The sequence below is a fragment of the Streptomyces sp. MMBL 11-1 genome, from assembly GCF_028622875.1.
Classification (GTDB): domain Bacteria; phylum Actinomycetota; class Actinomycetes; order Streptomycetales; family Streptomycetaceae; genus Streptomyces.
This window is the reverse complement of record NZ_CP117710.1, coordinates 93,084-108,240: the sequence shown is the minus strand read 5'-3', so window position 1 is coordinate 108,240 and position 15,157 is coordinate 93,084. Positions and strand designations below refer to the sequence as shown.

The 15,157-nt window shown below is 68.9% G+C and carries 15 protein-coding genes; 10 read left to right on the top strand and 5 right to left on the bottom strand.

The window, feature by feature from the left end; translation table 11 throughout:
* The first annotated feature begins 24 nt into the window (after positions 1–24).
* A complete protein-coding gene (locus tag PSQ21_RS35865; RefSeq protein WP_274036392.1) occupies positions 25–750 on the top strand; it encodes a hypothetical protein in 726 nt (241 codons plus the stop codon).
* A 493-nt stretch (positions 751–1,243) separates the two neighbouring features.
* Here the strand turns inward: PSQ21_RS35865 and PSQ21_RS35860 are convergent, their stop codons facing one another.
* Positions 1,244–2,251, bottom strand: a complete 1,008-nt coding sequence (locus PSQ21_RS35860; protein WP_274036391.1) for an ATP-dependent DNA ligase — start codon at positions 2,249–2,251, stop codon at positions 1,244–1,246.
* A gap of 388 nt (positions 2,252–2,639) precedes the next feature.
* Between PSQ21_RS35860 and PSQ21_RS35855 the strand changes: the two genes are divergently transcribed.
* The 3 genes from PSQ21_RS35855 (at position 2,640) to PSQ21_RS35845 (ending at position 5,158) form a co-directional block, all read left to right on the top strand.
* Positions 2,640–3,326, top strand: a complete 687-nt coding sequence (locus PSQ21_RS35855; RefSeq protein ID WP_274036390.1) for a ScbR family autoregulator-binding transcription factor — start codon at positions 2,640–2,642, stop codon at positions 3,324–3,326.
* A gap of 90 nt (positions 3,327–3,416) precedes the next feature.
* Positions 3,417–4,340: a DNA-3-methyladenine glycosylase family protein gene (locus tag PSQ21_RS35850; RefSeq protein ID WP_274036389.1), complete on the top strand. Its 924-nt coding sequence runs from the start codon at positions 3,417–3,419 to the stop codon at positions 4,338–4,340.
* A gap of 284 nt (positions 4,341–4,624) precedes the next feature.
* Positions 4,625–5,158 carry a hypothetical protein gene (locus tag PSQ21_RS35845; protein WP_274036388.1) on the top strand — a complete coding sequence of 178 codons (534 nt, stop codon included), beginning with the start codon at positions 4,625–4,627 and terminating at the stop codon, positions 5,156–5,158.
* Positions 5,159–5,250: 92 nt separating this feature from the next.
* On the opposite strand, the gene PSQ21_RS35840 is transcribed toward PSQ21_RS35845, so the two are convergent.
* From PSQ21_RS35840 to PSQ21_RS35830, 3 genes are all read right to left on the bottom strand, one after another.
* The gene (locus PSQ21_RS35840) at positions 5,251–5,640 is read right to left on the bottom strand and encodes a hypothetical protein (RefSeq protein WP_274036387.1); all 390 of its coding nucleotides are present in this window, start codon (positions 5,638–5,640) and stop codon (positions 5,251–5,253) included.
* Between the two features lie 560 nt (positions 5,641–6,200).
* Complete coding sequence (locus PSQ21_RS35835; RefSeq protein WP_274036386.1) at positions 6,201–7,481, bottom strand: cytochrome P450 family protein; 1,281 nt, start codon at positions 7,479–7,481, stop codon at positions 6,201–6,203.
* Between the two features lie 298 nt (positions 7,482–7,779).
* Positions 7,780–8,472 (bottom strand): ScbR family autoregulator-binding transcription factor, encoded by a 693-nt coding sequence (locus PSQ21_RS35830; protein WP_274036385.1) that lies wholly within the window; start codon positions 8,470–8,472, stop codon positions 7,780–7,782.
* Positions 8,473–9,066: 594 nt separating this feature from the next.
* On the opposite strand from PSQ21_RS35830, the gene PSQ21_RS35825 reads away from it, so the two are divergent.
* The 3 genes from PSQ21_RS35825 to PSQ21_RS35815 are packed head-to-tail and all read left to right on the top strand — an operon-like array spanning position 9,067 to position 11,277.
* The gene (locus tag PSQ21_RS35825) at positions 9,067–9,540 is read left to right on the top strand and encodes a hypothetical protein (RefSeq protein WP_274036383.1); all 474 of its coding nucleotides are present in this window, start codon (positions 9,067–9,069) and stop codon (positions 9,538–9,540) included.
* Positions 9,533–10,810 (top strand): MAB_1171c family putative transporter, encoded by a 1,278-nt coding sequence (locus tag PSQ21_RS35820; RefSeq protein WP_274036382.1) that lies wholly within the window; start codon positions 9,533–9,535, stop codon positions 10,808–10,810. Before PSQ21_RS35825 ends, PSQ21_RS35820 begins: the two co-directional genes overlap by 8 nt.
* A 17-nt stretch (positions 10,811–10,827) precedes the next feature.
* Positions 10,828–11,277, top strand: a complete 450-nt coding sequence (locus PSQ21_RS35815; RefSeq protein WP_274036381.1) for an NUDIX domain-containing protein — start codon at positions 10,828–10,830, stop codon at positions 11,275–11,277.
* A gap of 14 nt (positions 11,278–11,291) precedes the next feature.
* Here PSQ21_RS35815 and PSQ21_RS35810 read toward each other — a convergent pair whose 3' ends face one another.
* Positions 11,292–12,167 (bottom strand): helix-turn-helix transcriptional regulator, encoded by an 876-nt coding sequence (locus PSQ21_RS35810; protein WP_274036380.1) that lies wholly within the window; start codon positions 12,165–12,167, stop codon positions 11,292–11,294.
* Between the two features lie 243 nt (positions 12,168–12,410).
* Here PSQ21_RS35810 and PSQ21_RS35805 point away from each other — a divergent pair, with 243 nt between their 5' ends.
* From PSQ21_RS35805 to PSQ21_RS35795, 3 genes are all read left to right on the top strand, one after another.
* Complete coding sequence (locus tag PSQ21_RS35805; RefSeq protein ID WP_274036379.1) at positions 12,411–13,658, top strand: SpaA isopeptide-forming pilin-related protein; 1,248 nt, start codon at positions 12,411–12,413, stop codon at positions 13,656–13,658.
* Between the two features lie 116 nt (positions 13,659–13,774).
* Positions 13,775–14,608, top strand: a complete 834-nt coding sequence (locus PSQ21_RS35800) for a sortase (protein WP_274036378.1) — start codon at positions 13,775–13,777, stop codon at positions 14,606–14,608.
* Positions 14,608–15,123 (top strand): hypothetical protein, encoded by a 516-nt coding sequence (locus PSQ21_RS35795; protein WP_274036377.1) that lies wholly within the window; start codon positions 14,608–14,610, stop codon positions 15,121–15,123. The genes PSQ21_RS35800 and PSQ21_RS35795 overlap by 1 nt, the downstream gene beginning before the upstream one ends.
* Positions 15,124–15,157 lie beyond the last annotated feature (34 nt).

Below are 15,157 nucleotides of genomic sequence, written 5' to 3'. Positions count from 1 at the left end.
CACAGAGCGCATGGGAGCGCCGCGTTGCCCTTCGAAGCTCGAGACCTGAACCTGACCAACCCGCACAAGGGGTTCCTACACTTCGTCCTCTACACGGAGGCCGGCCGCGGCGTCGCGTCGGCGTCGCTGAACGCCGAGCTGGACATCGAAGCACCCCAGACCATCACGCCGTATTTTCAGGAGTGGCGAAGCAGGCTCGAGCGCTGCGAGCCGGACGCCCTGCACTGCACGTTGGTGCCGTCTTCGCAGATCCCGTCGCTGTTCCACCCGTGCGTCACGGTGGACCCGAATGGCGGCCGCGCAGCCACCAGTGGACCGCGATGCCCCTGCCGGCCCACTTACTACGACCCCGCGTTCGGGCTCCCCGTCGTAGGCGAACATGCCGGCCCGGCCGGCACCGACCGGTGGAGCTACACGACGTACGCCCCCCTCGCGCTCCGCCCCGACGACGTCTTCAGCAGCTTCATCACCAGCCGAGGCCTGTTCTGGGCCCGAACGGCCAAGGGGCTCCTGTCGATCCTGCCGCAGAAGCACGGCATGGGATACAACCTCGGCTACAGCGGCGGCGGACCGCACGCCCTGGCCGCCTATCTCACCCAGATCGCCCGCAACGACGGCCGCCCCACACCGGCCGGCACTTCCTATGACGATGCGCACCCGGCGATGGTCGCCTGGACGCAGAGCTCCGCTGCCGAGCGTCGCACCAACGAGCTCACCCTTGGCGACCTCCAGGCCAAGATTGCGAGCTGAGCGACCACGCCCCAGCCTCAGAGCGAAGGGCCGTAAGCAAGTCGCAGTACTGCGGCTTCAGCGGCGCCACCCCTTCTCCCGGGGGGCCTGCTTTCTGCACAGCGGCCTGAGAAACCGCCCCGTCGCCGAGCACCGCCCCGAAGAGGCACCGCACGTTCGACGACCGGACGCGAGTGCGGGGGCGCTGCGACACTTACGCACGGTGCCAGGCCGGGCCAGGCCGGGCAGCGAAGGTGTGGGATGTGGAGGCCGGGGCGTTGTACCTGCTCGCGTAGCCCTGACGCGATCAGCCTGACGCCGCTGCCTTCTCCAGGCCCGGACGCCTCCTGGTTCAGTACGGACCCGGAAAGCACTCGCGAATCGGACCGGCGAGGAGTGATCGCCGGTCCGACCCTGGGAGCCATGATGCCCGGGCACCTGGGATCGCCATCTCGGGCCTGGAGGGCCGTCCCACGGAAAGCCGCCTGGCTTCCCCTTCTCCGAGCGAACGCGATCAGAAGGTGTTCACGTCCTGCACCGGCACATCGGATCGCAGACGGACCAGGCGGACCGGGTGCCGCCAGACACCACGGTCGCGAGCGGTGTCGACGCTGACCTCTGCCACCCGGTCCGGGACGACGAGCGTCGTGTCGAGGACGGTGCTGGTCCCCCACCCGGACGAGAACCGTGCCCCCTCCCACGGGTGTGCGCCCGGGGCGGCCACGGTGAGCTGATCGGCAAGCTGCCGGGCGGCGGCCGGGGAGACGACGGTGGTCTTGCCGACGTGCCGCAACCGCCCATCCGAGTCGTATCGCCCAAGGACCAGCAGGTGAGGACGGCCCAGGGTGCCGGTGATCGCACCGATCACGGCCTCGGTCGTCTCCCGCGCCCTCACCTTCAGCCATCCCCTGGCGCCCAGCCGGTAGGGCTGGTGAAGGCCCTTGCAGACCACTCCTTCGATCCCCGGTGTCCGGGTCCACGTCTCCAGCCACTCCCGGGCGACTGCCGGGTCTCTCGTCGACGGGCACAGCGTCCACGGCGGTGTCAGCGCCTGGTCGGCGAACAGCGACACCAGCATGGTGCGGCGACGCTCGTACGGTTCAGCAAGGACGGGCCGACCATCGATCTGGAGGATGTCGAAGACAACGAGATACGCCGGGAACGCCTTCGCGAGCGCCTGCACCGTCCGCGGGACGCCGGATGCCGCCCGGCGCTGGAGCGCTCCGAAGTCCATAGACCCGTCGCCCGTCAAGGCCAGCAGCTCGCCGTCGAGGACCAAGCCGGGCGGGAGCTGGGACGCGGCCGCCACCAGGTCGGGGAACCTGTCCTGGACCAGCGCGCCCTTCCTGGTCTGGAGCAGCAGCGGGCCGCCCGGCCGGCTCGGTGTGAAGAGAATGACCCGGTAGCCGTCCCACTTGAGCTCCATGGCCAGTCCGCCGCGCAGCGCGCCCGGCCCCGGAAGGGTGTCCCGGGCCTGGGCCAGCATGGGCTCCACCGGCGGGCGGAGAGGGTCCGGGTTCATTCTCTGGGTCTATCGCCCCGGCGAGTCGGATGCCACTTGAGGGACGACGTTCACCGCACCGTTCTGCGTGCCGCAGACTCGGGGAGAACCGGCCGATTGTCAGACCCCGCCGATAGGCTCGCAAAGGAAGCTTCTCCTCCGTGTGCCGGTATGGGGCTTCGCTGAACCTTCGGCGTCATCGTGCGGAGCCCTCAGCTCGCCGGCCACACCCGCGCACCAGTACGTGCTACACCTGGATGCATCTGCCGAAGCCCGCCCTTGCCGGACTTTCTCAAGATCATCCATCTGGGTGGCAGGGGCGCCATCCCGTCCGCCTCTGACCGGAGACCTCGCACACCGAGGTGCGGCCGCACCTCTCGTCCATACGCATGATCGGCAGGAACACACGGTGGCCCAACCCAAACAGGAACGCGCTCGTGCAACCCGGCAGCGGGTGCTGTGCGCAGCGGGCGAAGTGTTCGCCGAGTACGGCTACCACGGGGCCTCCGTCGGGCAGATTATGGACCGGTCCCACGTGACCAAGGGGGCGCTGTACTTCCACTTCGCGAGCAAGGAAGAGATGGCTGCCGGGGTCCTGGCCCGCCTCCAGGAGCCGGACACCACCGAAATCCCCGCCGGCCCCGTACGCCTCCAGACCCTCATCACACTCATCAACGGCTACGCCGACCCGCCACTCACCGATCCGGTCCTCCGCGGCGCCCTGCGCCTGATCGGCGAGCCCGAGTTCGAGGGCAGCGCGGGGCAGGAACGCCTCCACCTGACGATCACCGGCCTGCTGACCGATGCCGCCCACGCCGGGGAGCTGCTCTCACACGTCGCCCCCACCGATACCGCCGAGCTGATCACGACCGTCCTCGCCGGGCTGCGCCGCTTCGCCCCGGAGCCCAAGGCCGGGGACGCCGCTATCAGCCGAATCGCCGTCATGTGGCGACACCTTCTGCCGTCCATCGCGATCCCGGCCCTCATCCCGGCCCTCGATCTGCAACGGCGGCCACCAGGCACTACCGACTCCGACGACCAGTCCGCGAAGGCCTCTCTTTCATCCCCGAGCCCATCGGCCGGCGGCACGAACTGAACCGCGGAAGAACTGCCCCAGAGGGCCCAGACCTGCGCCCCGGCTCTACGCCCGCGCCAGCTCTCGCTCTGTCCTCGTACGTTGGGAACCATGACCAGCCGCTCCTGGGCGCCGCCCGCGCCCTACGGTCTCGCCCGCACACTGCGGGTGCTGCGGCGCGGCCGTAGGGACCCGGCCTGCCGGCGCGAGCCCGACGGAACCTGGTGGCGAACCTCCCGTACCCCCGACGGCCCGGTGACCCTGCGCATCAGCGGGGACGGCTCGGAGCCGGCCGGTGAACGGACGATCGCCGCAACGGCGTGGGGCCCGGGCGCCGACTGGGCGCTTGAGCAGCTACCAGCGCTGCTCGGTGCCGACGACGCCCCGGCCGATTTCCTGCCCCGTCACCGTCTGGTGGCAGAGGCGCACCGTAGGCACGGCGGGCTGCGACTGACCCGCACCGGACTGGTGATGGAGTCCCTCGTCCCGAGCGTGCTGGAGCAGCGGATCACCACCGGCAGTGCCCACTACGCAGGGCGGCGCCTCCTGACCCAGTACGGGGAGAAGCCCCCCGGCCCGGCCCCGGACGGAATGCGCGTACCACCGGCGGCCGCCACGTGGCGCACGGTCCCCTCCTGGGAATGGCATCGCGCCGGTGTCGACCGGTCCCGCGCGGCGGCGATCCTGCGCGCCTGCCATTGCGCCCCGCGCCTGGAAGAGGCCGCGAAGATGCCGCTGCCGCAGGCGATGGCCCGGCTCCAGTTCATCCCGGGCATCGGCCCCTGGACCGCTGCCGAGACCCTTCAGCGCACCCTCGGCGCGCCCGACGCCCTCACCCTCGGCGACCTTCACCTGCCCGTCCAGATCGGGTACGCACTGACCGGCGCCCAGAACGGAACGGACGAGCAGATGCTTCAGCTTCTGGAGCCGTACGCCGGGCAACGCCACCGCGCGGCCCGGCTCATCCTGCTCGGCGGGCGGCTGCCCAACCGACGGGCCCACCGAGCGCCGCACAGCTGCATCGCCCAGTTGTGACGCGACCGCACCGGACGCCAGTCTCGTCACACATCGACCGAGCGCTCGCCCCTTGCGCCGTTTCCAGCCGGGACCTGGGTCGGGCCGGTGCATGGGGAGCCAGGCCGCTGGCCCGCCCCCGAACGCCCAGCAAAGCGGCCTCGACGAGGCGAGCACACAGAGCAGGGAGTCATCCTTCTGCCGTCGCTGCAGAGACCAGCGCCAAAATGTGCAGAATTGCACAGGCCGTGAAGAGCCCCGCCTCGTTGTACCTCGGGAACGAACCGACGAACCGAGGAGGATCTGTGCTGCCGGAGACGCACAACATGATCTACGCCGACGCGACGGACCGCGAGCGGCAGCTGGCAGAGGCCACGGGCCTGATGATGCAGGCCTTCGCCCGGCTGGCGGAACGACTCAGCCAGGGCGAGTGGTCCCTCACCCGCGATGAAGCTGCTGGACTGCGAGATGCGCTGGCCCATTTTGACGCGCTCCTGCCCTCCGCCAGCGATGAACTCGACATCAACGCGTGCCGGCCCGAGCTGGTGCAGGCACTGCTGGAGGCCGCCGGATTCCCCATGCCGGCCTTGCTGCAACTGGCCGCAGGCGACTACGCCGCGTTCGCTCAGCACGCACGCGACGCGATCCGTCGCGACCTGGTCGCTTACGGCGCCATCAACCGGGGACGCGATGACTTGCTGGCTCGCTCGGCGCGGGTCGGGATCAAGGAGACGGAGGCCGCTCGGCTGACCGGCCTCTCACGCAACACAGTGCGCAAGGTCATCCATGCGCCCCCGACGGGGCAACACGGCCATCGGGAGCCCCCTTGCGATACCTGACTGCCAGCCCGCAACCCGCGGGCCCGGCCGCCACGAGGCCCCGTGACTCGCTGACGACTCCGAGGTGAACGACAGCTTCGGCGCGGAGGAGATCAGGACGCTACCGCTCGCGTCGTGAAGTCCGCATGCTCGGCGGGCGGGATGCTGAGGCCGGGGATGTCGAGCTGCCCGTGGTCTCCGGAACTGATGTGCGTGAGCCGAAGGTCTCCCGGCGAGCGAACGTTCCGGTTCTGCAGCTCCGAGACGAGAAGCCGAGCGGCAGACGCGGCGCCGGCGTCACTCAGCGCGAACTCGGCGTCCCACATCCGGAGCAGAGGGACGAACGTCTGCCATCCTCGTTGCCTCATGCCGTCCTCACCGGCCTGGCGGCCGCGGTCGTCGACAGCGAGGAAGAGATGATCTTCCGGGCTGACGACCACGCACAGCCGCCACCGGCGGTCCCGCACGTCGATGATGTTGAAGCCCGCACCCTCGCTTCCCACCAAGGGGACCAGGTGCGAACACCATGCTCGGAACACCGCTTGAAGGGATCCCTGCAGGTGATCCCAGCTCGGTGCCGCCCGGCCGGGAGGGGGAGGGAGACACATGGGTCCAGGTTGGTAGCTCCACAGGAAGGGCAGCGCGACCTGCGGTGCGCCCACGGCTCGGCGGAAGGCCGCGGTCTCGGCCTTCTCCAGCTCGCTGGTCCGGGTCACCGATACCTGCGGGCACAGCCCCCGGGGCGCGGTCAGGATCACCGTCTGCGAAGGCCACCGCCACCGGACCGCCGGCCCGAGGCTGTCACCGCCGTACTGCGAGGGGGGACCCAGGCGTGCGCTGAGACTGGAGAGCGCGCGCTGCAGGAATGTCTGCTCGGGCTCCTGGTCGTAGGAGGTCCGGAGGGCTGCTCCGTTGCGGTCCGGCGGCGGATCGAGCAGTCCGCTGGCGCAGAGGGCGCCGGCGCTCGGGCTGTATCCGTCGGGGAACCAGCGGGGAGCGAATGCTGCTCCACACTGCGGGCATGTCCCGCCGGGAGCGGCCTCTCGGGTCTGCGCGCGGTTGATCATGACGCTCGCCCTGCTCGGCGGTGGAGGGGGATCGGCACCTTCTTCGCCCGGAGGACCGGGATCGCTTGGTGTCCGTTCGAGATGAACGACGGCAGCGGCTTGAGGTCGGCCGCGGGCACGGCCAGTGACATCGAGGGGAAGCGCTGGAAGAGACGCTCCAGGGAGGTACGGAGTTCGAGCCTGGCCAGCTCGGCACCGAGGCAGTAGTGAGGTCCGTGGCCGAAGGCTATGTGCTGGCGCCGGGAGGCTCGGGTGAGATCGAAATCTGCCGGCTCGTGGTGGAGGAGCGGGTCACGGCCTGCGGCGGCGAGGTTGATGACGATGGCCTCGCCCTGCTCGATCGTCGTGCCGGTCTCGGCGTCGTGGATCGTCTCGACGGCGAACCGGAGGAGGATGTTCGCCACCGGGGACTGGTGACGCAGTGTTTCGTCGATCGCTGCGCCCCAGGAGACCTGGCCGCTCTGCACGAGCGCGAGCTGCTCCGGGTGGCTGAGGAGGCTGACACATGCCTGGTCGAGGGCGTTCATCGTCGTTTCGTGTCCGGCGCCGACCAGCAGCATGAAGCTGTCGATCAGTTCCTTGCGGCTGACGGTGCCCTTGTCGTGGAGGCCGACGAGGTGCGTGGTGATGTCGTCGCCCGGGGATCGGCGCTTGGTCTCGACAAGGCTGTCGAGCAGCTCGTAGTAGGCCCTGCCGTTGGCCTCGGCCTGTTCGGGGGTGTAGTGGGTGGACATGTTCGCGCCGACGAGGTGACGGAAGGTCTCTTCCATGTCTTTCGGTATGCCGAGCAGGAGGTTGACCACCTGGAGAGGTATGAGCCAGGCGAAGTCCTTCCTCAGGTCCACAGGGCCCTCGGGCTGGGCCTCCAGGTCATCGAGACGCCTCTCGACGATGGCCTCGATGCTGGGCTGCAGCTGCCGGACGCGGCGCGTGCTGAAGGCCGGGGCGATCAACTGCCTGAGTCTGGCGTGCTCTTCACCGTAGGTGCTCAGTGCGTTGCGGATGTCGACCCATATGCGGAAGGGCCAAAGGGCGGGGACGCCGCCGTTGTTGTAGGCGGGCCAGTGCCTTCTCGGGTCCTTGGAGACCCGGTCGTCCATCATGAGGCGCTTCGCGAGCGCCTGGCTGGTGATGCTCGTCGCCAACACTCCCCCCGGAAGCTCGATCCGGGCCGCCGGCCCCATGGCCCGGAGGTCCTCGTTCTCGCCTTGCAGGTCCGCGGCGAGGGGATCGAGCCTGAAGGGGCAACGAGGTGTGGTCAGTTCCTGCGTGGTCATGGTGGCCTTCCGGGAGTGGCTGGGGTCCGAGCGCGCCGCGGCGACCATGACCCTCTGCGGTACGAGACACGAGACTGTGGCAGCGGAGTTGGACGCGCTGCACTGCGCGACTGCTCATTTGCTTGCAAAGTCGCTGACGCCCGCTCGGGCTGACGTCATCTCGGGCATGAACCTAACCTGGCTGATTCCGTTTGAGTACCCCAGAATCCGCCTCACCCCTTAAACCGGGCGTCCGCCCGGTTTAATTTCGGGCCGATCCAGGGCTCCGGGCGAGGCCGGCAAGCGATATTACGATTCGTCAGTTCCTGCTTTTTGCAAGGCCCTTAGGGGCATCAGGGGGGAACAGCAGGCCGAGCCGATCCGGGGAGAAGTGGATACGCGCGAGGAGGCCGGGACTCGTTATACCGGGAAGGATGAGCTGCCAGAACAGGGAGATCCTCCTCGGCAGTTCCTTCCTGTCGTCGAAGGCTTTCGAGGTCTGCTGGATCCCGCTGTAGGCGCCGACGAGGATTTCCCCGATGGCCTCCACGTCGAGTCCGCGCTGGGTCTCCCCGAGTTGCGCCGCCTGCCGCAGCAGAGAGGCGGCGTGCGCGGACCAGGCGCGGAAGATGTCGGCCGGATCGATGCTCGGCGGAAGGCTGGCGTCCATCGCGAGCCGTGCACCGGCTCGGGCAAGCGGGCTGGTCAGGAGGAGATGAACGTAGAAGTAGCTCGTGTCCACGAGCTCCTGCAGCTTCATGGGCTGCGGAGGAAGGACGCTCATCGGAACCTGAATCTTCAGGATGTCCTTCGCCAGCGCCTCCTTGGACGCGTAGTGGTGGTAGAGGCCGCCCTTGGTCACGCGGCCCCCCGTCCGCTCCAAGATCATCTTTAGGGTGGCGCCCGTATAGCCGCACTCGTCGAAGATTTCACCGGCGGCCTCGCGTATGTCTTGCACGGTGCGAAGGGACCGCTCTTGCGGCGCCCGCTGTCTTGCGTGGGGAGGCGTCATGGTCAGGCATGCCCTTTCCTTCGGAGCGCCCGCTCCCGGCGGCGAAAGGGCGGGGCGGAACTAGTTGATCTTGATCGCGATTTTTGACTGTTGCTATACAGACCGACCGCCCCGTAATGTTACGCGCTGGCTGGTGGTTGCCAGCCTTCCGCTTGCCCGTGGCAGGGCAACTCAGGGGGAGAGCACGTGAATCGCTTAGCGACGCTTCCGGTCGACCTTCGCCCTGTTTTCTTTGCGTTCGGGACGGTAGAAGGTCGCTGCCCGTGAGGCTGTAGGTCCGGCAGCGGGAGTGGTCTTCCCGGCGCAGAGGGGTGGGGGTTGAGGGCTGTCGACTCCGAGCTGGGGGGCTGGTCGCGGTCACGTATTCGGGTGCCGCCCAAATTCGAACATGTGTTTCTATTGGGGTTCTGGTGCCCTCGCTCGATCGAGGTTCAGGTAGGAGGACAGGTGCGGAGCTGGCTGCCCCGGCGCGGAAGCGCAGGGGGAGGGGGACCCTCCCGTTCGACTGCCCGAGATCGGCGCCGGGCGCTGGCCGCTGAGACGCAGAGCATCGTGGCGTCGATGCCGGTCCCGACGCCGATGACACTGAACGGTTTGATCAGCAACATCGAGCTGGCGCGGCAACGCCGAATCCACCTCGTACCGATCCCTGACCGGCTGCTCGGGGTCATCGGGGTGTGCGGGCTGTGGATCAAGCACCGCAGTCAGCCATTCGACGTGATCTTCCACGCAGGGCGCGCGGATACCTTCCACGGGCAGCAGATCATCTTCCACGAACTGGTGCACCTGTGGCTCGATGACGCCGACGGCATGACCGACGGCGAACTGGACGAACTGCGTGGCGGGCTCCTGCTCGGCATGGTGGAGCGGCTCATCGCCAACGGCCAGGTAGCAGCCCGGCAGGACTACGGGAGCCACAAGGAGATCCGCACGGAGGCCGCTGCCGCCCGCCTCCAACAACTCGCCCACGCAGGTGAGTTCATCGAAGACAACACCGCCCGCCGACTCGCCGAGGACTTCACCTATCCCCTTGGCGGTTCCCGCGAACTCTGGAACAACCGTGTCTGACGTGTTGGCCTACGCCATCGCCGCACTCCTCCTCATTCAAGCCCTGCTCAGGGCCCCTTCTGCAGTGCGGGGACGTGTGCGCAAGCGCTCACTGTGGGGCGCCTTCGCCGCGCTGGCCGCCGCCTGGCTGACGCGCACGTCCCTCGCACACGACGTCCTCGGCAGCTTCGGGATCGTCGACTTGGCCTACCTCGTCAAGCACGTCCTGGCCATCACCGGGATCTGCGTCCTGCTGCGCTACGTCACCGCCGTGTACAGCACCGCGGAACCGTCCGAAAGCATCTCCAGGACCGTCCAGATCTCCGGCATCGTCCACCGTGTCGCCACCCGGGCATCACTCGGCACCATCGCCGTCATGGTGAGCGTCTTCTTCTTCGCGCTCGACGAGGTCGTCGCCGACGTTCTCTACTTCACCGGCCGGTACGCCGGCGAGCCCGGCCTCGCCGTCTACATGGGCCTCTTCTACCTCTACATGGCCACCGCGGCCGCGGTCTGCGCCGTCCAGTGGGGCGGGGCGGTCAGGCGGATACCCCAGCGCGCTGTACGCATCGGCATGGTGATGATGGCCGGTGCGATGGTTCTCGCCGTCCTGTACGCCCTCCTGCGAACCGCGTACGTCCTCCTGATCACGTTCACCCCGGTTTCCGACCGGTTCTCGCTCGCCCAGGAAGCGGTCACCGACACCCTGCTCTACGCCACGTTCCTGCTGTGGGGCCTGGGGGCCCTCGCGCCCGCCCTGCGCGCGGCCCGGCAGAGAGTCCGGGCCCTGGGCGACTTGTTGGCGATCCATCCCCTGTGGCGTGACCTCGCCATGAGCGCACCGCACCGCATACGCCAGAACCCGCGAACGCTCCTGCACGGTGTGCCGGGGATGGCGCACGTCAATACGCTGCATGATGTCTGCAGCTACTACGACGAGACGCCCGATGCCCGGGTACAGCGCTTCGTGACCGAGATCCGTGACGTGATGCTGGAGCTGTCCCGCCACGCCCCTCCTGCGCTCGCCGAGCTGGCGCTCGCCGAGCGCAACGGTCCCGGAGCAGCAGCTGGAGAGGCCCTGTGGATCCGCGCCGCGCAAGCGGCCTACCAGACGCAACCTGCGAGCCCACACGCTTCGCTGCCCTTCTCGGCCGGAACCACACTTGCGGCGGAGGTACCGCACTTCCGCGCGGTCACCGAGGCGTACCGCAAGCTGACCGCCGAGCACGGCTGGCAGGTCCTCCAGGCAGCGACCACCAGCGCGGACCAGCTCACCCAGGTGAAGCCGTGAATATCGGGAGCATCCCTATGGAACAGAACGGTCGCCGTTCCTCTGTGTCGGCCGGAGCCGTCATCCGCGACGAGGAGGGACGGGTGCTGATCGTCGACCCCGTCTACAAGCCCTACTGGAACCTGCCCGGCGGCCACGCCGAGGAGAACGAGGGCCCCCGCGAGACTTGCCGGCGCGAGGTCCTCGAAGAGCTGAACCTCGACCTGGACATCGGCCTGCTCCTGGTCCACGCGACCATTCCGGTGCCGGAGGGGCAGCCGCACGAGTACTTCATCTTCGACGGCGGTGTCGTCTCCGCCCACCGCCACAACGACATCCGGCTCCAGGAGGACGAGTTGCGGGCCTTCCGCTTCGTCAACCCCAGCGATCTCACCGATCAGGACGTCGCACCTTTCGCGCGACCGATGTGGGACAGCGCGCTCCTGGCCCTGCGTGAGCGCCGGACCATCCGGATCGGTGCGCGATGAACCGCGCTCGCGGGCTACGCCTTCTCCGGCGGTCCGCCCTGATCACCGATGATGTCCTGGATCGACGAGGCGATGAAGTCGAGCCACTCGTCGTTCAGCGGACGCTCCCCAGCGCCTCGTGCCGCCATCACACCCAGCGCCACAGTGCGGATGCCGGCGACGATTCGCGCCGCTTCCTCGGGGCTATCGCTGGTGAAGAAGACCGGCGGCGCGTCCATGGCCGCCGCCAGGGCGCCCAGGACATCTGCATCGTCGGTGTCCGCCTCCCCGGTACGCAGCCTGCGGACGAGGTCGTCGCTGAGCAGGATCCCGCCCACCTTCGCGTTGCCCTTCCGGGCGAGCTCGGCATCGGTCGGACGACTTCCGGCGGCGTACGTCTGGTCGAGGAGATAGGTGATCTTCTCCGCGAGGGTCCGCGGTGCTCCCGGCGCGCCCGCCGGCGAGGGCGCTCCACGGCGCACATCCGGAACGGATTTGCCGAAACTGCGTTCCTGCGCCGCTTCGAGCTCCGCGACCGAGACGCCGTACGCCTCCGCGAGCGGGGCCACGAAGTCCGGGTGAAGCCGGCGGAGTCCCTTCTCCGCCGCGCCCACCGAGACGGCCGACTTCGTACCGATGATCTTCGGGGTGTCCCGTTGCTGCAGGCCGGCGTCGCACCTCAGGTCCCGCAGATCGGGGAGCCCGTGCCTCGGTGCGAGGTCGTCCAGCGGAAGGCTCACCAAGGCGGCCGCCGCGGGCAGCTTCTCCGGCGGTGGCTGCAGGAGGCCTCGCTCGTAGCGCGACACCTGGTTCGGGCTCACGCCAAGGAACGCGGCAGCCGCCGGCTGCTTCAGCCCTTTTCGCCGACGCTCCGTATGGAACTTCTCGGCGTTGAAGACACGTTCAGGCATGCGGGAACTCCAGGCAAGGGCACAGGGGCGGGTGAAAGCCACTCTAAGACACTTGATCGAATCGCTGGAAGGCGATAACTTCCGTTCAGCGATCGTGGTTGAAGTTCACCCTAAGCGTTATGCCCCGATTGTTCGTCTTTGAACCACTCGCCTTCACGAAGGCGGCTCACCGGGCCCGGCCACGATATGGCCTCGACAACCTGATGGCCGGGCCCGGTGTGTATCCCCGATACGGAGACCTGGATGAGTCTTGCATCAACCCGACCCCGTTCGCACGCCCTCCACCGCAATCGGTATCCGCTCGTACTTGGCACGGCGGTGGCGCTGGGTGCGAGCATCCTGCTGGCGCCGCACGCGAGCGCCGCGGACAAGTGGGGACCGGGGTACCTGATACCGGACAGCTCCGGCAATCCGGACACGTCCCACATCGGCGGCTACAAGGTCACCGGAGTCGACGGCCTCGCCTACTGCGGAGACCCGGAACTGGCCGGGCCCGACGCGGCCGGCGGCTATGGTGCTCCTCAGCCCGTCACCGCCTGGACCTCCAAGGCAACCGGCAAGTCGGCCTCGCCCGAAGACCTGGCACGTGCGGCATACGTCCTGTCCAAGTACGGACAGACCGCCAGCGACGAGCAGGCCGCAGCCGTGGACGCGGTCCTCTACACCTATCTCGAGGCGGGATCCACCTACGCCCTGCCTGACGGCAAGCGCGCTCTCGAGCGCCTGGGCTATCCCAACGTCTCGCCGGGCGCCAAGAAGTGGGCCACCGGTTACCTCAACGAGGCGAAGCTCTTCGCCGGCCCCTACAAGGTCAACATTCAGCCGGTCGACGGCCCCCTCAAGGCAGGGCAGAAGGCTTCGGTCACCCTCGATGTCACCGCCGCCTCGGGCCGTAAGGTCCCGGGCGTCCAGCTCGACCTCGACGTCTCCGGCGCCGCCGCGGGTGCCGCCAGCGTGACCACCAACGCCGACGGTGTCGCCACGGCGACCATCACCCCGGCCAAGGACGGCAAGGTCGACTTCAAGGCCCTGGCCAAGTCGCTCCCCGCCACGCAGCTGCGAGCTCTCGCCCCCAACGACGCGAAGGCCCAGCGGCTCCTGCTCGCCGGTGGCTCCTCATCCGCCGAGGCCGAGGTACAGCTGACAGCCGAAGGTCTCGAAGGCGGCCTGACCGTCACCAAGACCGCGTCCGACACCAAGAAGCCCCTCGCCGGGGTGCAGTTCGAAGTCAAGGACCCCTCCGGCAAGACGGTCGCCTCCGGGAAGACCGACGCTGCCGGCCTCTGGAAGGTCACCGGCCTCGAGCCGGGCACCTACGTCGTGCACGAGGCGACGGCCGTGGAGGGCTACCAGCTCGCGGCCGACCAGAAGGCCACGGTCGCCGACGGTGAGACGACTGCCGTCACTGTCACGGACGTCAAGATCCCCGAGCAGCCCAAGCCGAAGCCCAGGCCGGTCACCATCCCGGTCCTCCCGCAGACCGGCGCCTGACCACATCACTCGCGGCATCAACCTCCGCGGACCCGGAGGCTGCGGTGGCGGCGGCTCACAGCCCGCCCCACCGCGGCCCACCGGCACCCTCGCCGCACTCACCCGCAGGAATGCCCATGCGCCGCTCGGCCAGCACACCCCGTTCCGACGACGAAGCCACCCAGGACCCCGACCGTCCCAGCCGCCGGCAGGTGATCACCGCTGCCGCGGGCGTAACCGCGACAGCCCTCACCTTCACCGCGCTCATGATCGCCCAGAGCGGCAACGGGGCCGACCAGCCGACCGCTGACACCCCGCGGCCCTCCGCCACCGCAACCGTGCAGCCAACCACCCCTTCTGCACCGGACCCGCTGATCTCCTCCAGCGCCCCCACCCGCGGCCCGAAGCCCCCCGACCACACCGGCGCCGCTCGCGAGAGTGCCAGCCGCACCCTGGCCGACTGGCAGAGCGGCAACCCCGCCGCTGGCGGCGATCACGCTGTGGGCGGGGACAACGGCCGCGGCCCCGGAGGCCAGATCACCGAAGTGCTGCGCATCCCCAAGCTCGGCCCGACCTGGGCCCAGCCGATCTACGACGGCATCGATGACCGGCAGCTCCGCGCCGGTGTCGGCCACTTCCCCGGCACCGAACAGCCCGGACAGGTCGGCAACTTCGCGCTTGCCGGCCATCGGTCCGGTGTCGCAGATCCGGCCTTCCGCGACATCGACCGCATCACCCCCGGCACCGCGATCACGGTGACCACCGCCAACCGCATCACCTACACCTACAAGGTCATCCGCGTCCGCACCGTCGCACCGGCCGATGTGAACGTGATCGCCCAGGTCCCCGGTCAGCCGAAGGCGACCCCCACCAAGGCCAAGCTCACCCTCGTGACGTGCTGGCCGGCCAACGGCCACTCCAAGCGAGTCGTCGTCGAGGCGGATCTCGTCTCGGGCAGGGGCGGTGCTTGATGAACGAAACGGACGTTGCACGCAACGAGCAGGAACCGGAGGAGAACAGCACCCGCGGCACCATCCAGCCGACGCGGCACCGCACCAGCAAAGCCCGCAGGAGCGGCACAGAGCCTCAGCCCGAGGAAGAACTGGACGAACTGGCGGAACTGGGGGACCCGGAGGCGTTGGAGGAACTGGAGGAGACCAGCGACAAGGTCACCATCCAGCCTGCGCGACTCTGGCCCGTCTACAACGTCAGCCGCGCCCGAGCCGAGCTCATCGCCATCGAGATGCTCACCCACGGCGCCTCACGCCTCCGAGTCCGCCACTCCACCAAGCTCTCGCACCGGGAAGTCCAGCGCCTGGCGCGCCTCGTAGCCGAGGAAGCGCGAAGCCCCGCAGCCCCGCGCATCGTGTGCCGCTCTCCGGCCCGCCCGAGGTCCGCTGATCAGCAGCGAGCCATGGCGACCGACGAATCAGCCGAGCGGCCCGCCGCCGAGCCGCTGCAGATGACCTTCTCGATCGACTGCTGAATCGCAGCGCACCCAGCGCCGCCGCCCATCCCAG